Origin of the sequence: Cellulomonas hominis, assembly GCF_014201095.1 — a bacterium.
In the GTDB taxonomy this organism is placed as follows: domain Bacteria; phylum Actinomycetota; class Actinomycetes; order Actinomycetales; family Cellulomonadaceae; genus Cellulomonas; species Cellulomonas hominis.
Map to the genome: position 1 here is coordinate 963,725 of NZ_JACHDN010000001.1, position 15,081 is coordinate 978,805.

16 protein-coding genes are annotated in these 15,081 nt (G+C 75.8%); 8 read left to right on the forward strand and 8 right to left on the reverse strand.

The genetic code is table 11. The features are described 5' to 3' along the window. Positions 1 to 18 precede the first annotated feature (18 nt). From HNR08_RS04430 to HNR08_RS04445, 4 genes are read right to left on the reverse strand one after another with little or no spacing between them, the layout of a single operon-like run. The gene (locus HNR08_RS04430) at positions 19 to 1,287 is read right to left on the reverse strand and encodes an ABC transporter substrate-binding protein (RefSeq protein WP_146837531.1); all 1,269 of its coding nucleotides are present in this window, start codon (positions 1,285 to 1,287) and stop codon (positions 19 to 21) included. Between the two features lie 35 nt (positions 1,288 to 1,322). Continuing rightward, the gene (locus HNR08_RS04435) at positions 1,323 to 2,171 is read right to left on the reverse strand and encodes a carbohydrate ABC transporter permease (protein WP_146837529.1); all 849 of its coding nucleotides are present in this window, start codon (positions 2,169 to 2,171) and stop codon (positions 1,323 to 1,325) included. After that, entirely contained in the window at positions 2,164 to 3,156 is a 993-nt protein-coding gene (locus tag HNR08_RS21500) for a carbohydrate ABC transporter permease (protein WP_221286311.1), read from the reverse strand. The genes HNR08_RS04435 and HNR08_RS21500 overlap by 8 nt, the downstream gene beginning before the upstream one ends. Continuing rightward, positions 3,153 to 4,346, reverse strand: a complete 1,194-nt coding sequence (locus tag HNR08_RS04445; RefSeq protein WP_221286312.1) for an ROK family transcriptional regulator — start codon at positions 4,344 to 4,346, stop codon at positions 3,153 to 3,155. Before HNR08_RS04445 ends, HNR08_RS21500 begins: the two co-directional genes overlap by 4 nt. A gap of 258 nt (positions 4,347 to 4,604) precedes the next feature. On the opposite strand from HNR08_RS04445, the gene HNR08_RS04450 reads away from it, so the two are divergent. Both HNR08_RS04450 and HNR08_RS04455 read left to right on the forward strand, forming a co-directional pair. Then, complete coding sequence (locus tag HNR08_RS04450) at positions 4,605 to 5,246, forward strand: ArsR/SmtB family transcription factor (protein ID WP_168431569.1); 642 nt, start codon at positions 4,605 to 4,607, stop codon at positions 5,244 to 5,246. Between the two features lie 2 nt (positions 5,247 to 5,248). Next, a complete protein-coding gene (locus HNR08_RS04455; RefSeq protein ID WP_146837523.1) occupies positions 5,249 to 5,473 on the forward strand; it encodes a hypothetical protein in 225 nt (74 codons plus the stop codon). A 4-nt stretch (positions 5,474 to 5,477) separates the two neighbouring features. On the opposite strand, the gene HNR08_RS04460 is transcribed toward HNR08_RS04455, so the two are convergent. After that, the gene (locus tag HNR08_RS04460) at positions 5,478 to 6,689 is read right to left on the reverse strand and encodes a sensor domain-containing phosphodiesterase (RefSeq protein ID WP_221286313.1); all 1,212 of its coding nucleotides are present in this window, start codon (positions 6,687 to 6,689) and stop codon (positions 5,478 to 5,480) included. 137 nt (positions 6,690 to 6,826) lie between these two features. Here HNR08_RS04460 and HNR08_RS04465 point away from each other — a divergent pair, with 137 nt between their 5' ends. Both HNR08_RS04465 and HNR08_RS04470 read left to right on the forward strand, forming a co-directional pair. Next, a complete protein-coding gene (locus HNR08_RS04465) occupies positions 6,827 to 7,300 on the forward strand; it encodes an OsmC family protein (protein ID WP_146837520.1) in 474 nt (157 codons plus the stop codon). Further along, positions 7,297 to 8,031, forward strand: coding sequence for a hypothetical protein (locus HNR08_RS04470; protein WP_146837518.1), 735 nt, complete (start codon positions 7,297 to 7,299; stop codon positions 8,029 to 8,031). Before HNR08_RS04465 ends, HNR08_RS04470 begins: the two co-directional genes overlap by 4 nt. A 251-nt stretch (positions 8,032 to 8,282) precedes the next feature. On the opposite strand, the gene HNR08_RS04475 is transcribed toward HNR08_RS04470, so the two are convergent. Further along, complete coding sequence (locus tag HNR08_RS04475) at positions 8,283 to 9,269, reverse strand: aldo/keto reductase (protein ID WP_146837516.1); 987 nt, start codon at positions 9,267 to 9,269, stop codon at positions 8,283 to 8,285. 137 nt (positions 9,270 to 9,406) lie between these two features. On the opposite strand from HNR08_RS04475, the gene HNR08_RS04480 reads away from it, so the two are divergent. The 3 genes from HNR08_RS04480 to rocD all read left to right on the forward strand — a co-directional run bounded on the left by HNR08_RS04480 (position 9,407) and on the right by rocD (position 12,196). Next, the gene (locus tag HNR08_RS04480) at positions 9,407 to 9,952 is read left to right on the forward strand and encodes an SRPBCC family protein (protein WP_146837514.1); all 546 of its coding nucleotides are present in this window, start codon (positions 9,407 to 9,409) and stop codon (positions 9,950 to 9,952) included. 138 nt (positions 9,953 to 10,090) lie between these two features. After that, positions 10,091 to 10,915 carry a dimethylargininase gene (ddaH, locus tag HNR08_RS04485; RefSeq protein WP_146837511.1) on the forward strand — a complete coding sequence of 275 codons (825 nt, stop codon included), beginning with the start codon at positions 10,091 to 10,093 and terminating at the stop codon, positions 10,913 to 10,915. Positions 10,916 to 10,951: 36 nt separating this feature from the next. After that, positions 10,952 to 12,196 (forward strand): ornithine--oxo-acid transaminase, encoded by a 1,245-nt coding sequence (gene rocD, locus HNR08_RS04490; protein ID WP_146837508.1) that lies wholly within the window; start codon positions 10,952 to 10,954, stop codon positions 12,194 to 12,196. Positions 12,197 to 12,214: 18 nt separating this feature from the next. Here rocD and HNR08_RS04495 read toward each other — a convergent pair whose 3' ends face one another. After that, a complete protein-coding gene (locus HNR08_RS04495) occupies positions 12,215 to 13,330 on the reverse strand; it encodes a hypothetical protein (protein WP_146837505.1) in 1,116 nt (371 codons plus the stop codon). Between the two features lie 254 nt (positions 13,331 to 13,584). Here HNR08_RS04495 and HNR08_RS04500 point away from each other — a divergent pair, with 254 nt between their 5' ends. After that, the gene (locus HNR08_RS04500; RefSeq protein WP_146837502.1) at positions 13,585 to 14,058 is read left to right on the forward strand and encodes an Lrp/AsnC family transcriptional regulator; all 474 of its coding nucleotides are present in this window, start codon (positions 13,585 to 13,587) and stop codon (positions 14,056 to 14,058) included. Between the two features lie 3 nt (positions 14,059 to 14,061). On the opposite strand, the gene HNR08_RS04505 is transcribed toward HNR08_RS04500, so the two are convergent. After that, positions 14,062 to 15,033 (reverse strand): universal stress protein, encoded by a 972-nt coding sequence (locus tag HNR08_RS04505; protein ID WP_146837499.1) that lies wholly within the window; start codon positions 15,031 to 15,033, stop codon positions 14,062 to 14,064. Between the last annotated feature and the right edge of the window lie 48 nt (positions 15,034 to 15,081).

Here is a 15,081-nt window from a genome sequence, read left to right on the forward strand (position 1 = left end):
CCCCGCCGGCGGGGTCGGTCAGCCGAGCAGCGCGTCCACGCGGGACGCGGCGTCCGCGAGCGCCTGCTCGACGGTCTTGCGCCCGGCGGCGGCGTCGGACAGCTCCTCGTTCACGGCGTCCTGCATCTCCTGCTGCGCGGCGATCACCGGCGGCAGGGCGACGGAGTCCAGCGCGTCGAGCACGGCCTGCCGGTTCGCCGGCGGGGTCTGCTCCAGGTACGGCGCGAGGGCGTCGGCGTCGTCGACGGGCGGCAGCTCCCACGAGGAGGCGACGCGGGTGTCGACGGCCGTGCTGGACGCGGTGAGGAACTGCGCGAACGCCTGCGCCTCGTCCGGCACCTTCGACGACGCGGCGACCGCGACGCCGTTGGTGAACAGCGCCGACGCGGGCTGGGCGTCGCCCGGCTCGACGACGATGTCCCAGTCCAGCCCGTCGACCTCGGCGAGGCCGCCGAACATCCAGATGCCCGAGTGCCACATCGCGAGCTTCCCGGCCTTGAACAGGTCGGTGTCGAAGTCGGGCGTGCCGGCGCCGTCGGCCTCGGTCGGCATGACCGCGCCCGGCTTGGAGACCAGCCACTGCGCGGCGCGGATGCCCTCGGGGCTGTTGAACGCCGTCGCGGAGCCGTCCTCGGTGAAGAACTCGCCCCCGGCCTGGGCGAGCGCCTTGTAGAACTCGTGGAACGACACCGGCTGGTAGTCGCCCCAGACCCCGGCCGCCGTGTCGGTCAGCGCGGTCGCAGCGGCCTGCTCCTCGGCCCAGGTCCAGTCGGCCGTCGGGTACTCGACCCCGGCGGCGTCGAACAGGGCCTTGTTGTAGTAGAGGACGACGTTCGAGTACGACGACGGCAGGCCGTACTGGGTGCCGTCGTGCTGGAACGCCTCGAGCAGGTTGCCCTGGTACGGCGCGGTGTCGACGTCCTCGAGCGGGGCCAGGCTGCCGGCCTCGGCGTACGACACGAAGTTCTCGTAGTTGAGGTCGACGACGTCGGCGACGGTCTGCCCCGCGAACGCGGTCTGCAGCTTGGTGAAGTAGTCCGCGTACGGCAGCGTCTCCACCTGGACGTCGATGTCCGGGTTCTCCTCCTCGTAGGCCGCGACGATGGCGTCGAGGTCCTCCTCGTGCCCGTCGTTCGAGGTGAAGTTCATGTAGCGGACGACGGTCTTGCCGTCCTCGCCGCCGTCGCCGGAGGTCGCGGACCCCTGCGCGCACCCGGCCATCACCACCGCCCCGGCGAGGGCGAGCGGGACGAGCGCGACCTTGCGCCCGGAGATGCTGGAGGCCATGGGAGCCTCTCCTTCCATGTGGGGGTGGGGTGGTGCTACTTGAGGCCGGTGTGGGACATGCCGGCGATGATGTGGCGCTGGGCCACGAGGTAGACGAGCGCGATCGGCAGGATCGAGACGACCGACCCGGCCATGACGACGTCCCACTGGGTGGTGAACTGGCCCTGGAGGGTGGCCAGGCCGAGCGGCAGCGTCATGAGCTCGGGCGACCGGATGACCACCAGCGGCCAGAGGAACGAGTTCCACGAGCCCATGAACGCGAACACCGCGAGCGTCGCGAGGGCCGGCCGGACCAGCGGCATGATCACGGTCCCGAAGATCCGCAGGTGCCCGGCGCCGTCCAGCGTCGCGGCCTCGTCGAGCTCGCGCGGCACGCCCTCGACCGCCTGGCGGAGCAGGAAGATGCCGAACGCCGACGCGATGGTCGGGGCGAGCAGCGCGAAGTAGGTGTCGTTCAGCTGCAGCCGGGTCATCTGGATGAACAGCGGCACGACCAGCACCTGCAGCGGGATCATCAGCGTCGCCAGGTACGCGGCGAAGACGACCGGCTTGGCCTTGAACTCCAGCCGGCCGAACGCGTAGGCCGCCATCGACGCGGTGACCAGCTGCAGGACGGTGGACACGATCGCGACGAGGAACGAGTTCGCGATGATCCGCCAGATCGGCATCGAGTCCGCGAGCGTCCGGTAGGCGTCGAGCGTGGGGTCCTGGACGACCAACGACGGGCCGCCGGACAGCGAGCCGCTCGGGGTGATCGAGGTGACCACGGTCCACAGGAACGGGAACAGCATGATCCCCGCACCGAGAGCGACCGCGAGGTAGAGGCCGGCGCGCCCCGCGACGTGCCGGGGGTCGCGGCGGCGGCGGGTCGGCGTGTCAGGCATGGGTCACCCACTTCCGCTGGCCGCGCATCTGCACGGCGGTGACGAGCAGGATCAGGGCGAAGAGGATCCAGGACAGCGCGGAGGCCTCCCCGGCCCGGCCGTACCGGAACGTCAGGTCGTAGATCTGCCCGACGACCACCTGGCTCGCGCCGGACGGCCCGCCGCCGGTCATGACGAACACCTGGTCGAACACCTGGAACCCGTTGATCAGCGAGATCACGACGACGAAGAACGTGGACGGCGACAGCAGCGGGAACGTGATCCGCCAGAACCGCTGCCAGGCACTCGCGCCGTCGACCCGGGCGGCCTCCAGCACGTCGCCGGGGATCGACTGCAGCCCCGCGAGCAGGATGACCATGACGAAGCCGAGGTCCTTCCACGCCGAGGCGAGGACCACCGACGGCATCGCCCACTGCGGGTCGGTCCACCAGCCCGGCGGGGTGAGCTCGGTGCCGAACACCCCGTTGACCGCGTCGAGCACGGGGGCGATCAGCTGGTTCACCAGGCCGTTCGACGGGTTGAGCAGCCACTGCCACACCAGGGCCACGACGACCCAGGAGGTGACGACCGGCAGGAAGTACGCCGCCCGGAAGAACGCCCGGCCGCGCATCGCGCGGTTGAGCAGCACCGCGAGCCCGAGCCCGCCGGCGTACACCAGCGGCAGGTACCCGGCGATGTACCCGAGCGTGTGGGCCAGCACCCGCCAGGTCGTCGCGGAGGTCAGCAGGTCGGTGTAGTTGCCGAGCCCGACCCACTCCATCGGGGAGATGAGGTTCCAGGAGTGCAGGCTGACCCACAGCGACGACACCATCGGCGCCAGGGTGAACACCGCGAGCGGCACGGCGCTCGGCAGCAGGAAGAACAGCACCCACGCGCGGTTGCGCCACCGGCGGGTGCGGGCGGACCGGCCGTCGGAGGCGCGGACGGGCCGGGTCGCGGCGGGGGCCGTGGCGGGGCCGGCGGCGGGCCCGGCGGTCGTGGTCACGAGGACGTCTCCTGCAGCCGCGCCAGCACCAGCCGGCCCTGGTCGCCCGAGGCGCCGTTGACGTCGAACGGCGTGGACAGGACGAGGGTCGCGGCGCCGAGCGCCCACTTGTCCTCGGCCCACGGCTCGACGACGAACGGCAGCGACCGGCGCGACGGCAGCAGGTGCGCGCGGAACACCGGCTCGAACCCGCGCTCCCAGTGCGGCCACGCCCCGATGCCCTCGCCGAGCAGCACGACGACCTCGGGGTCCAGCACGTGCACCACGCCGGCGAGGGTCCGGGCCAGCAGCGCGCCGGCCTCCCGGTAGATCTCCTGCGCGGTGGCGTCCCCGGCGTCGGCGGCGGCGGCCAGCGCGGCGACGGCGTCGTCCGGGCCGATCACCCCGCGCTCGACGGCCCGGGTCCGGAGCGCGGCGTCGCCGATGACGGCCTCCAGGCAGGCGCGGTTCCCGCACTCGCAGACCGGCCCGTCCTCGGCGACCGGGACGTGCCCGATCTCCCCCGCGCCCCCGGCGGCCCCGCGGCAGATGGAGCCGTCGACCACGAGCCCGCAGCCGATGCCGCGCCCGATCGTCAGCACGAGGAACGTCCGGTGCCCGCGGCCGGTGCCGTACAGCCGCTCGGCGACGGCGAGCGTGTTCACGTCGTTCTCGACCAGCACCGGGACGCCGAGCGCGCGCCGCAGCGCGGCGCCCACGGGGACGGCCGTCCAGCCGAGCGTCGGGGCGGTCACGACGCCGGAGTCCTGCGCGTCCACCGAGCCGGGCAGCCCGATCCCGACGCCGAGCACCGGGCCGTCCTCGGCGGCGACGACCTCGCGCAGCACGTGGCCGAGGGCGTCCAGCGCGTCGGGGCGGGCCGGGTCGAACGGGTACGTCGCCTGCCCGCGGACCTCGCCGTCGAACCCGACGGACACGACGGCGACGTGGTCGTTCGTGACCTTCGCGCCGATCGCGCGGGCCTGCACGCCGCTCAGGCCGAGCAGCCGCGCGGGGCGCCCGCCCTGGCTCGGGGCCGTGTCGAGCTCGACGACCAGGCCGCGCTCGACGAGCTCCCGGGTGACCTGGGTGATGGTCGCCGCGCTCACGCCGAGCAGCCGGGCGATCTCGGCCCGGCCGAGCGGGCCCCGCGTGCCCAGCAGGGCGAGCGCTGCCGCCGGGACCTGTTCACCCCGCGCCGTCACGGACACCTCGAACTCCTTCGTTCATGACTACCTTTAGTCCCAAAGTAAGGGGTGCCGCGTCGCCCGTCAACCCGCCCCCCGGACCAGCCGCCGGGCGGGGGTTGCCGAGGTCGTCGGTTCCGCCCGAGGTCGTCGGTTGCGCACCCCCCGCCGGAGGCGCAACCGACGACCTCGGCAGCAGATGCGCGTGAGCGCGGCGAGGTCCGCAAGAGATGTTTCGCAAGATCTCTTGCGCAAGGGATGTTGCGCATCTATCGTGAAGCCATGACCACGGACGACACCCCGACGCAGGCCCACCCGGACCAGCTCCGGATCACCGACCCCGAGCGCATGCGCGCCCTCGCGCACCCGGTGCGGATGGACCTGCTCGCCTACCTCGACGACGTCGGCGAGGCGACGGCCACCGAGTGCGCCGCGCACCTGCGGCAGACCGTGGCGAACTGCTCGTTCCACCTGCGGACGCTGGCGAAGGCCGGGTTCGTCGAGCCCGCCGAGCCGCGCGGCCGCGAGCGCCCCTGGCGCGCCGTGTCCCGGGCCCGCTCGTTCACCGCCGACCCGCTCGACCCGGCGTCCCGGCGCGCGGTGCTCGAGCTCGGCGAGATCGCCGCCCGACGCGAGGTCGAGCGGTACATCGACCACCTGCGGCGCACCGACGCGAGCGACGCGATCGACCCCGAGATGGTCCCGCTGACCCAGACCTCGACGCACGGCTTCTGGGCCACCCCCGAGGAGGCGACGGAGGTCATCGCGGTCCTCAACTCGATCAGCGACCGGTTCGACGGCCGCGCCGAGGACCCGGCACGCCGACCCCCCGGGGCCCGGCTGATGCGCCTGTTCACCGCGATCAACCCCGACCTCGACCACGAGCCCACCCCCGCCGCACCGACGCAGCAGCAGGAGGACTGACCATGACCACCGTGACGTTCGACGTCTCCTACGGCACCCGTCCCGTCCCGTTCCGGCTCCCGTACCTCTCGGTGCGCCGCCACCGGGCCGCGACCGCCGCACCGGCCCGCACCCGCCGCGCGCCTCAGCCGGCCCCGGCCACCGCCCGCACCGTCGACCGGGCGCTCGCCACGCGCGAGGCCGACGTGGACCGCGGCCTGGCCCTGCGCGCCGGCGCGGGGCTGTGAGCGTTCAGCCGACGACGTCCTCCCACGGGCCCGGACGCCCGAGCAGGTAGCCCTGCCCGTACCGGACGCCCAGCGCGAGCAGCGCGTCCCGCTCCGCCGCGGTCTCCACGCCCTCGGCCACCAGGCCCGAGCCGAGCACCGCCGCGACGTCGGCCACGGCCCGGACCAGCGCCCGCCGCACCGGGTCGGCGTCGATCCCCCGCACCAGGGCGAGGTCGAGCTTGATCGTCGTGGGCCGCAGCTGCAGGACGTGCCGCAGGCTGGAGAACCCGGCCCCGGCGTCGTCGACGGCGACCTGCAGCCCGCCCGCCTTCAGCCGCTCGGTCACCGCCACGAGCGCGTCGTAGTCGTGCACCGGCGTGTGCTCGGTGACCTCGACGCCGATCGCGGACCCGAACGGCAGCAGCAGCTCCGCGGTCCGCGGGTCCAGCAGGGCCTCCGCGGAGAGGTTGACCGAGAGCCGCAGCCCGTCCGGCAGCGCGGGCACCCGGGTCAGCGCGCGCCGGGCGGCCAGCAGCTCCAGCTCGACGCCGACCCCGCCGGCCCCCGCCGCGGCGAACGCGTGCCCCGGCGTCGGGAACCGCGCGGGCTCGAACCGGGACAGCGCCTCGACCGCCACGACCTCCCCGGTGCCGAGCCGCACGACCGGCTGGAACACCGTCCGCAGGTCCCCGGTCGCCAGCACCTCCCTCACCCACCGCACCCGCTCGGACACCGCCGGCCGGTGCGGCAGCCCGCAGACGCCCATCCGGTCCTCGACCAGCGCGGCCGCGAGGCCGACGACCCGGGCGGCGTCCTCGTCCAGCAGCGGGTTCGCGCCGCGGCCGACGCAGCACAGCATCCCGACGGGCCGGCCGTCCGCGCCGCGCAGCGGGGCGCCGACGTACGAGCCGATACCGAGCTCGGCCGTCACCGGGAGCTCGCGGGCCACCGGGTGCCGGCGCGCGTCCGGCAGCACCGCGGGGAGCAGCCCGGCCAGCACCCGGACGCAGTACGTCTCGTCGAGGTCCCGGGCGTCGCCCACCGCCATCTGCATCGGGCCGGTCTCGGCGCTCGTCGCGAGCACCACCTCGGCCGACGTCGTCAGGCCCGACAGGAACGCGATGTCCATCCCGAGGTGCTCGCGCACCCGGTCGAGGATCCGCTGCACGTCCCGCACGTCCCCGACGGGCAGCGCGTCCAGCACGGACGGCGGACGGTCCTCGGCGACACTCACGCGGCCCCCCGGCGCAGGCGATGACGACCCGGCCAGCCTAGTGACGGGAGCCCGGACCACCACCCGGCGCGGCCCGGGTCCCACCCGGACGGGCGACCACCTGCCGAGGGGCGCGACGCGTGCGAGGATCGGGCGTCATGGAGCCCTCGACCGTCCCCGAGACCGCCGCCGCGACCGCGGTGCCCACGCAGACGCCCGCGCCGCAGGACCGGCTGTGGGTCGAGCGCACCGGCACCCGCACCTACACCGGGCGCAACACCCGCGGCGCCGAGGTCAGCATCGGCCCCGTCGAGGCCGGCGCGGTGTTCACCCCGGGCGAGCTGCTGAAGATCGCCCTCGCCGGCTGCTCCGGCATGAGCGCCGACCACGCCCTCAGCCACCGGCTCGGCGACGACGTCGCGGTGACCGTCGAGGTCGAGGGCGCCAACCTCCGCGAGGAGGACCGCTACCCGCACCTGCAGGAGCGGATGATCGTCGACCTCACCGGCCTGGACGAGGCCACGCGCGAGCGGCTGCTGCGCGTCGTGCACCGGGCCGTCGACGAGCACTGCACCGTCGGTCGCACCGTCAAGGCCGGGGCGACCGTGGACCTCGAGGTGGTCGGCGGGTGACCCGCCGGACCCCGCTGGTCGACGCGGCCCTGGACCGGGCCGTCACGATCCCGTCGGCCTCGATCCACGCGCACGTCGACCAGATCCGCCGCAAGCACCCGCACGCGGGACCGCAGGAGGTCGTCGAGCTCCTCGAGCGCGAGTACCTGCTGGTCGTCCAGAGCACGGGCGGCGCGGTCGGCGCCGCTGCCGCGGCCCCCGCGGTCGGCACCGGGGTCGCGCTCGCGCTGACCATCGGGGACGTCGCGACGTTCTTCGGGGCGTCCGCGGCGTTCTCCCTCGCGGTGGCCAGCGTGCACGGCATCGACGTCCAGGACGCCGACCGGCGCCGGGCGCTGCTGCTCGCGACGATCCTGGGCGAGTCCGGGGCGAAGGCGGTCGCCGACACGGGCGGTCTGCGCAGCGTGAACGTCGCGCGCGCCCTGCTGACCCGCATGCCCACCGGCACGATCCGCCGCGTGAACGCCCGGCTCACGCGGCAGCTGTTCCGGCGGCAGCTCGCCCGGCAGAGCGGGCTCGCGCTCGGGCGGATGGTGCCGTTCGGCATCGGCGCGGTCATCGGCGTCACCGGCGCCCGCGCGCTCGGGCACACCGTCATCCAGGGCGCCCGCAAGGCCTTCGGCCCGGCCCCCGCGGCGTTCGGCGAGCGCGTGCTCGTGGTCGAGACGGGCGCGGAGCCCCGCCTCCTCCCGGAGGGCACCCCCGCCCCGCCCCGCCGCCACGGGCGCTGACGCGACCGCCCCGCAGCCCAGCCGCGCCCGCGGCCGGGGCCACCCGCGCCGGCCGCGCCGCGCCCGCCCCGGCCGCACCCGCCCCAGCCGCGCCCGCCCCAGCCGCGCCCGCCCCAGCCGCGCCCGAGATCGCAGCAGATGCTGGCATCACGACGCCGGAACCGACATCCTCTGCACTCTCGGTGAACGAAGAACGAGCAGGCAGGCAGGCGAGCAGACGGGCAGGCAGGCGCGGAGCACGAGGGCGCGCGTCACCAGCGGGCGTGCACGTGCTCCCGGATGCGCTCGTCGTAGACCTCCCGGAAGCGGTCGAGCGTGTACTCGTCCAGCGGCGGGATCAGCGCGGCGTCCGCGTTGCCGCGGGCCTGCTCCGGGTTGCGGGCTCCGGGGATCACCGTGGACACGCCGGGCTGGTCGACGATCCAGCGCAGCGCGAGCTGGGCCGTGGTCGCGCCGGCCGGGGTGAGGGCCGCGATCTCGCGGGCGGCCGCGACGCCGACCTCGTAGGGGACGCCGGAGAACGTCTCGCCGACGTCGAACGCCTCGCCGTGCCGGTTGTACGCGCGGTGGTCGTCCGCGGCGAACTCGGTGTGCTCGTCGTACTTCCCGGACAGCAGGCCGCTGGCCAGCGGGACGCGCGCGATGATGCCGACCCCGGCCTCCGCGGCGGCGGGCAGCACCCGCTCCAGCGGCTTGCGCCGGAACGCGTTGAGGATGATCTGGATCGTGGCGACGTGCGGCCGGGCGATGGCCGCGAGCGCCTCGTCGACCGTCTCGACGGACACCCCGTACGCCGCGACCCGGCCCTCGTCGACGAGGGTGTCCAGCGCGTCGTAGGTGGCGTCGCGGTCGAGCACCGGGCTCGGCGGGCAGTGCAGCTGCACGAGGTCGAGGGTGTCGACGCCGAGGTTGGCCCGGGACCGGTCGGTCCAGGCCCGGAACGCGTCGAGCGTGTACGCGTCAGCGACGTGCGGGTCGGCGCGGCGGCCCATCTTGGTGGCGACCGTGATCCCCGACCCCGGCCGCTCGCGCAGGAACCGCCCGATGAGCGACTCGCTGCGCCCGTCCCCGTACACGTCGGCGGTGTCGAAGAACGTCACGCCCGCGTCGGCCGCGGCGGCGAGCACGGCGAGCGCGTCGTCCTCGGCGACCTCGCCCCAGTCCGCGCCGAGCTGCCAGCAGCCCAGTCCCACGACCCCGACGTCCCGTCCCGTCCTGCCCAGCGTCCTCGTCTGCATGGCGCGAGGCTACCCGCGCGGGCGGGTCGCGCGCGCCGCGCGGCGGCGTCCGGGGGAGGATGGCCCGAGCGCGCCCGGCGGCGACGGCCACGGGCACCGTGCCCGGGTGGCGGGGCGTGCGGGCGGGGGGGCTGCCGGTGATCACGCGCGAGCGGGACGGGACGTCGTGGGCACGGGTCGAGCGGGTGCTCCCGCTGGACGCCGGGACGGCCTGGCGGCTGGTCGCCGACGCGCGGCACCATGCGGACTGGGTGCCGCTCACGCGGGTCGACCTGCTCCGGCCGGACGGCGTCGCGTGGGCCTGGGAGCGACGGCCCGACGACACGGCCCCCGAGGCCGGCGACGTGGTCGTGGCCGTCACCGGTCCCACCGCGCGGGCCGGCGGCCCGGGGATGGTCGACCGCATGCGGGTCGAGCGGTACGAGCCGCCGCTGGGCCAGGTCCCGGGCGTCGCGGTGTTCGTCAAGCACGGGCCGGTGCTGCTCGGCACGGCGCGGATCGAGGTCGCCGCCGCGGGCCCCGGGCGGTCCCGGGTGACGTGGACGGAGCAGGTGCATCTGCGCGGGCTGCCGCCCGCCCTGACGCGCGGGGTCGGGACGGTGCTGCTGGACGGCATGCTGACCCTCGTGCTGCGCCGAGCCGCCCGGGACGCCGCCCGGCGCACGCAACGAAACGCCGCCTGAAGCACGATCCGCGCAACGATCCGCCGCTCCGGTGCAACGTCGCACGATGATGCCGCGCGTCGGCGGCTCGTAGAGTGTCCGGGACGTGCCCCGACGAGGCGGCCGCCGGATCCCGACCCCGGACCTTCGAGGAGCACCATGACCGCCACGCCCCAGGCCACCCGCCGGCACTACCTCATGTGCGAGCCCACCCACTACACGGTCTCGTACGAGATCAACCCGTGGATGGACGCCACCCGGTACACCGACGCGGGCCTCGCGGTGCAGCAGTGGCGCACCCTCCGGGAGACCTTCGAGTCCCTCGGCCACACGGTCGAGACGATCGACCCGATCCCGGGCCTGCCGGACATGGTCTACGCGGCGAACGGCGCCACCGTCGTCGACGGCGTCGTGTACTCCGCCCGGTTCCGCTACCCCGAGCGCGGCCCCGAGGGCCCGGCGTACGAGAAGTGGTTCGCGGACCACGGCTTCGTCACGCACACCGCCGAGCAGGTCAACGAGGGCGAGGGCGACATCCTCACCGTCGGCGACGTGCTGCTCGCGGGCACCGGCTTCCGCACCGACCGCGCCGCGCACGACGAGATCGCCCGGGTCACCGGCCGCGAGGTCGTCACGCTCGAGCTGGTCGACCCGCACTACTACCACCTCGACACCGCGCTGGCCGTGCTGAGCTCCGAGCCCGGCACCGAGCTCGTCGCGTACTACCCGCCGGCGTTCTCCGACGCCTCCCGCGCGGAGCTCGAGCGCCGCTACCCGGACGCGGTGATCGCCTCCGAGCAGGACGCCGCCTGCCTGGGGCTGAACGCCGTGTCGGACGGCCTGAACGTCGTCGTGGCCCCGGGCGCCGTCGACCTGGCCGCCCAGCTCACCGCCCGCGGGCTGCGCCCGCACCCCGTCGACACCAGCGAGCTGCTCAAGGGCGGCGGCGGCGCGAAGTGCTGCACGCTGGAGATCCGCCGCTGACGCTCCCCTCCCCCACGCCCCCGACGAGGTGACGCCATGACCGCCACGATCCCCGCCCGCGGGGCCGCCCGCGCCGACGCCGGCCCGCTCGCGCAGAACTACCACCCGCTGCCCGTCACGCTGACGACCGGCGAGGGCGCGTGGGTGCGGGACGTGGAGGGGCGCACCTACCTGGACCTGCTCGCGGGCTACAGCGCCCTGAACTTCGGCCACCGGCACCCCGGCCTGACCGCGGCGGCGCACGCGCAGCTCGACCGGCTGACCCTGTCGTCCCGTGCGTTCGACCACGACCTGCTGCACCCGTTCGCCGCAGCCCTCTCCGACCTGGCGCGGCCCGTGGTGGCCGGGTCGGGCCCGGACGGCGCCGCGCCGATGGTGCTGCCGATGAACACCGGCGCCGAGGCCGTCGAGACCGCGATCAAGGCGGCCCGCAAGTGGGGCTACGAGGTCCGCGGCGTGCCGCCGGAGCGCGCGACGATCGTCGTCGCGGCGGGCAACTTCCACGGCAGGACGACGACGATCGTGTCGTTTTCGACCGACCCCGAGGCCCGCGACGGGTTCGGGCCGCACACCCCGGGGTTCCGGATCGTGCCGTTCGGGGACGCGGACGCGCTGCGGGACGCGGTCGACGACACGACGGTCGCGGTCCTGCTGGAGCCGATCCAGGGCGAGCAGGGCGTCGTCGTCCCGCCGGCGGGCTACTGGCCGGCCGTCCGGGAGCTCTGCACCGCCGCGGACGTGCTGCTGATCGCCGACGAGATCCAGTCCGGCCTCGGCCGCACGGGCACCACGTTCGCCCTGGAGCTGTGGGACGTCCGCGCGGACCTCGTCACCCTCGGCAAGGCCCTGGGCGGCGGCGTGCTGCCGGTGTCCGCGGTCGTCGGGCGCCCGGACGTGCTCGGGGTGCTGACGGCCGGCACGCACGGCTCCACGTTCGGCGGCAACCCGCTCGCGTGCGCGGTGGGCATCGCCGTGGTCGACCTGCTGCGGCCCGGGACCTACCAGGAGCGCGCCCGGACCCTCGGCGCGCACCTGCACGAGCGGCTCGCCACCCTGGTCGACACCGGCCTGCTGGTCGGCGCGCGCGGCGTCGGGCTGTGGGCGGGCCTGGACGTCGAGCCCGGGCGGATGACCGGCCGGGAGCTGTGCGAGCGGCTGCTGCGGCTCGGCGTGCTCGCGAAGGACACGCACGGCTCGACCATCCGGCTCGCCCCGCCCCTCGTCATCGAGCCGGACGACCTGGACCTGGCGCTCGACCGGCTGACGCAGGCGCTGCGCTGAGCGCGGTGCGGACGCCCCTCAGGAGAACCGCATCGCCGTGTAGAGCCGCCCGTTCAGCGTGACCGCGCCGATCGAGACGGTCGACTTCCCCTCCTTGAGGATCCACGCCCGGTGCGGCGGGGAGTTCAGGTAGGCCGCGATCATCTCGGCGTCGCTCGCGGGCTGCACCCAGCCGACGATGTGGTCGTTCCCGGAGTGCCAGATGCTGCCTGCGGCGGCCATCGCGGCGGCGTGGTCGGCCAGCGACGCGGACCGGACGACGGTCAGCGCGCCCAGGCCGGCGTCGGCCCGGGCGGCGTTCAGGGCGCTGCCCAGTCCGCTGACGCCGTACGACTGCACCCCGGCCGCCCACGTCGCGGCCGGCGCGGCGGCAGCGGCAGCCGGTGCGGCGGCGGCCCCGCCCCCGGACGCCGGGCGGGCGGCGCGGGCCGTGCCGCCCGAGCCGGAGCCGCGCGACCGCTGGGCGGCCTCGGCGGCGGCGCGCTCGGCGGCGATCCGGGCGGCCTCGGCGGCCTGCCACGCGGCCTGGGCCTCGACCGCCGCCTGCTGCGGGGCGGCGACCTCGGCGGTCCGGGCGGCGAGCGTCGCCGGGCTGGTACCGGTCCCCGCGGTGCCCGCCGCGGCCGACAGGGCGTCGGTCGCGGTGCGCAGGGCGGCGAGGGCGGGCTCCCCGGCGTGCGGCGACGCGGCCGCGGCGGCCTGCGCGGCGGTGAGCGCCGTGCCCGCCCGCGCGACGGCGTCCGCGACGAGCGCGTCGTACCGGGCGGCGGCCGCGGCGGCCCGCGTCCGGGCGGCGAACTCCGCGTCCACCCGCTGCGCCGCGTCGAGCACGGCAGCGCGCTCCTCGACGCGGGCCCAGGCGGCGGCGCGGGCGTCGGCCCGGAGCTGCACCACGACGCCCGCGGCGACGGCACCGACCAGGGTCGCGCAGAGCAGGACGACCGCGACGGTGCGTCCGGTCCGGCGCCGGCGACCCGGAGCGGCGGGCGCGGGTGCCACCGGGGCGGGGCGGGTGCGCTGGGTGGGGATCGTCCCGGGCGGTGCCGCGGGGTGGGTCTCGGGTGCGCGCGGCGCCGCGGGCCGGCCCAGGGCCGTCGTCCCGGCGCGCGCGGGACCGGCGTCCCGTGCCGACATCCTCGATCCTCTCGATCCGTCCCCCTGTCACGGATCCCATCGGCGCGCGCCGCCCGCTCCTGAAGCCCTGCGCGCCGTTCACCCGCGCGACATCCCCGCCGAGACTGCAGGATCCGTCTGCCCGACCCGGCCACCGGGCCGCGGATCCTGCAGTCTCGGCGCACGCCGCATGCCGCACGCCGCGCCGGGGGGGCGGCGCGCGGGGGCGCAGGGCGCACGCACAGGCGCCCCCGGGCGTGCGCGAGGATGACCCCGTGCCCCCCACGTTCTCCGGCGACCTCGACCCCATCGACGAGGCGATCCTCCGCGAGCTCGCGGTCGACGCGCGCGCGTCCTACGCCGACCTCGGCGCCGTGGTGTCCCTGTCGGCGCCCGCCGTGAAGCGCCGCGTCGACCGGTTGCGGGAGCGCGGGGTGGTCCGCGGGTTCACGGTGCTGCTGGACCCGGCGGCCCTGGGCTGGGCGACCGAGGCGTTCATCGAGCTGTTCTGCCACGGCTCGACCAGCCCGGCGACCATGCGGTCCGCGGTCGAGCGGTACCCCGAGGTCGTCGCCGCCAGCACGGTCACCGGCGACGTCGACGTGGTGGTCCAGGTGCGCGCGCGGGACATGCGGCACCTGGAGCAGGTGGTGGAGCGCCTCGCCGCCGAGCCGTTCGTGGCTCGCACGCGCTCGACGATCGTCCTGTCCGCCCTGGTGCGCCGCCCGGATGTCCCGCCCCCGGCCTGAGGATCAGCCCGCGGCGGCGGTGCCGTTCCCCGCGCCCGCGGCCTCCGCGCGCTCCAGGCAGCCGTTGGTCACCACCATGACCGGGCACGCCGAGTGGTGCAGCACCGCCTGGCTCGTCGAGCCCAGCAGCAGGCCCGTGAACCCCCCGCGGCCCCGCGAGCCGACGACGAGCAGGTCCGTGGCCGCCGAGAACTCCGTCAGCAGCTCGGCCCCGGTCCCGTCCAGGACGTGCCGGCGCACGGTCGCGCCGGGGTACTGGGCCAGCGCCCGGTCGACCACGACGTTGAGGCCCTCGGTGACGTCGGCGAGCACCTGCGTCTGGTCGATCGTCGCAGGCAGCCACGCCATGACCCCCGAGCCGCTGCCGACGGGCACCCCGGCGACGGCCGTGAGCTCCGCGCCCCAGGCCTGCGCCTCCTCGATCGCGTACCGCAGCGCCAGGTCCGCCTGCGGCGACCCGTCGACGCCGACGACCATCCGGCGCACCGGCCGGACCACGGGGGCGGACTCGTCGTTCGGCACCACGCCGCCGCGCCGCTGGTCGCGCAGCGGGACGACCACCGTCGGGCAGTGCGCGTGCGCGGGCAGGGTGGAGGACACCGTGCCGAGCAGCCGGTCCGCGAAGCCGCCCTTGCCGCGCGTGCCGACCACCGCGAGCGACGCGTCCCGGGACATCTCGACCAGCACGGCGGCGGCGTCGCCCGTCGCGACCGTCGTCGTGATCTCCAGGTCCGGGCCCTCGGCGCGCTGCCGGGCCTCGGCGAGCACCGCGCGGGCGCCCTGCTGGATCGCCGTGTCGTCCAGGGCGGCGTACCCGCCGTCCAGCGAGGCGGCCGTGAACGACGGCAGCGTGTACGAGCACACGACGTGCAGCGGCCGGCGCCGCGTCCGGGCCTCCGCGGCCGCCCAGTCGAGGGCGTGCATGCTCGCCGCCGACCCGTCGACTCCGACGAGGATCTCCGCGTCCCGCTTCATGGCTCTGACCTCCTTGGTCGCACACCCCAGTGTGCTCCCTGATCATGC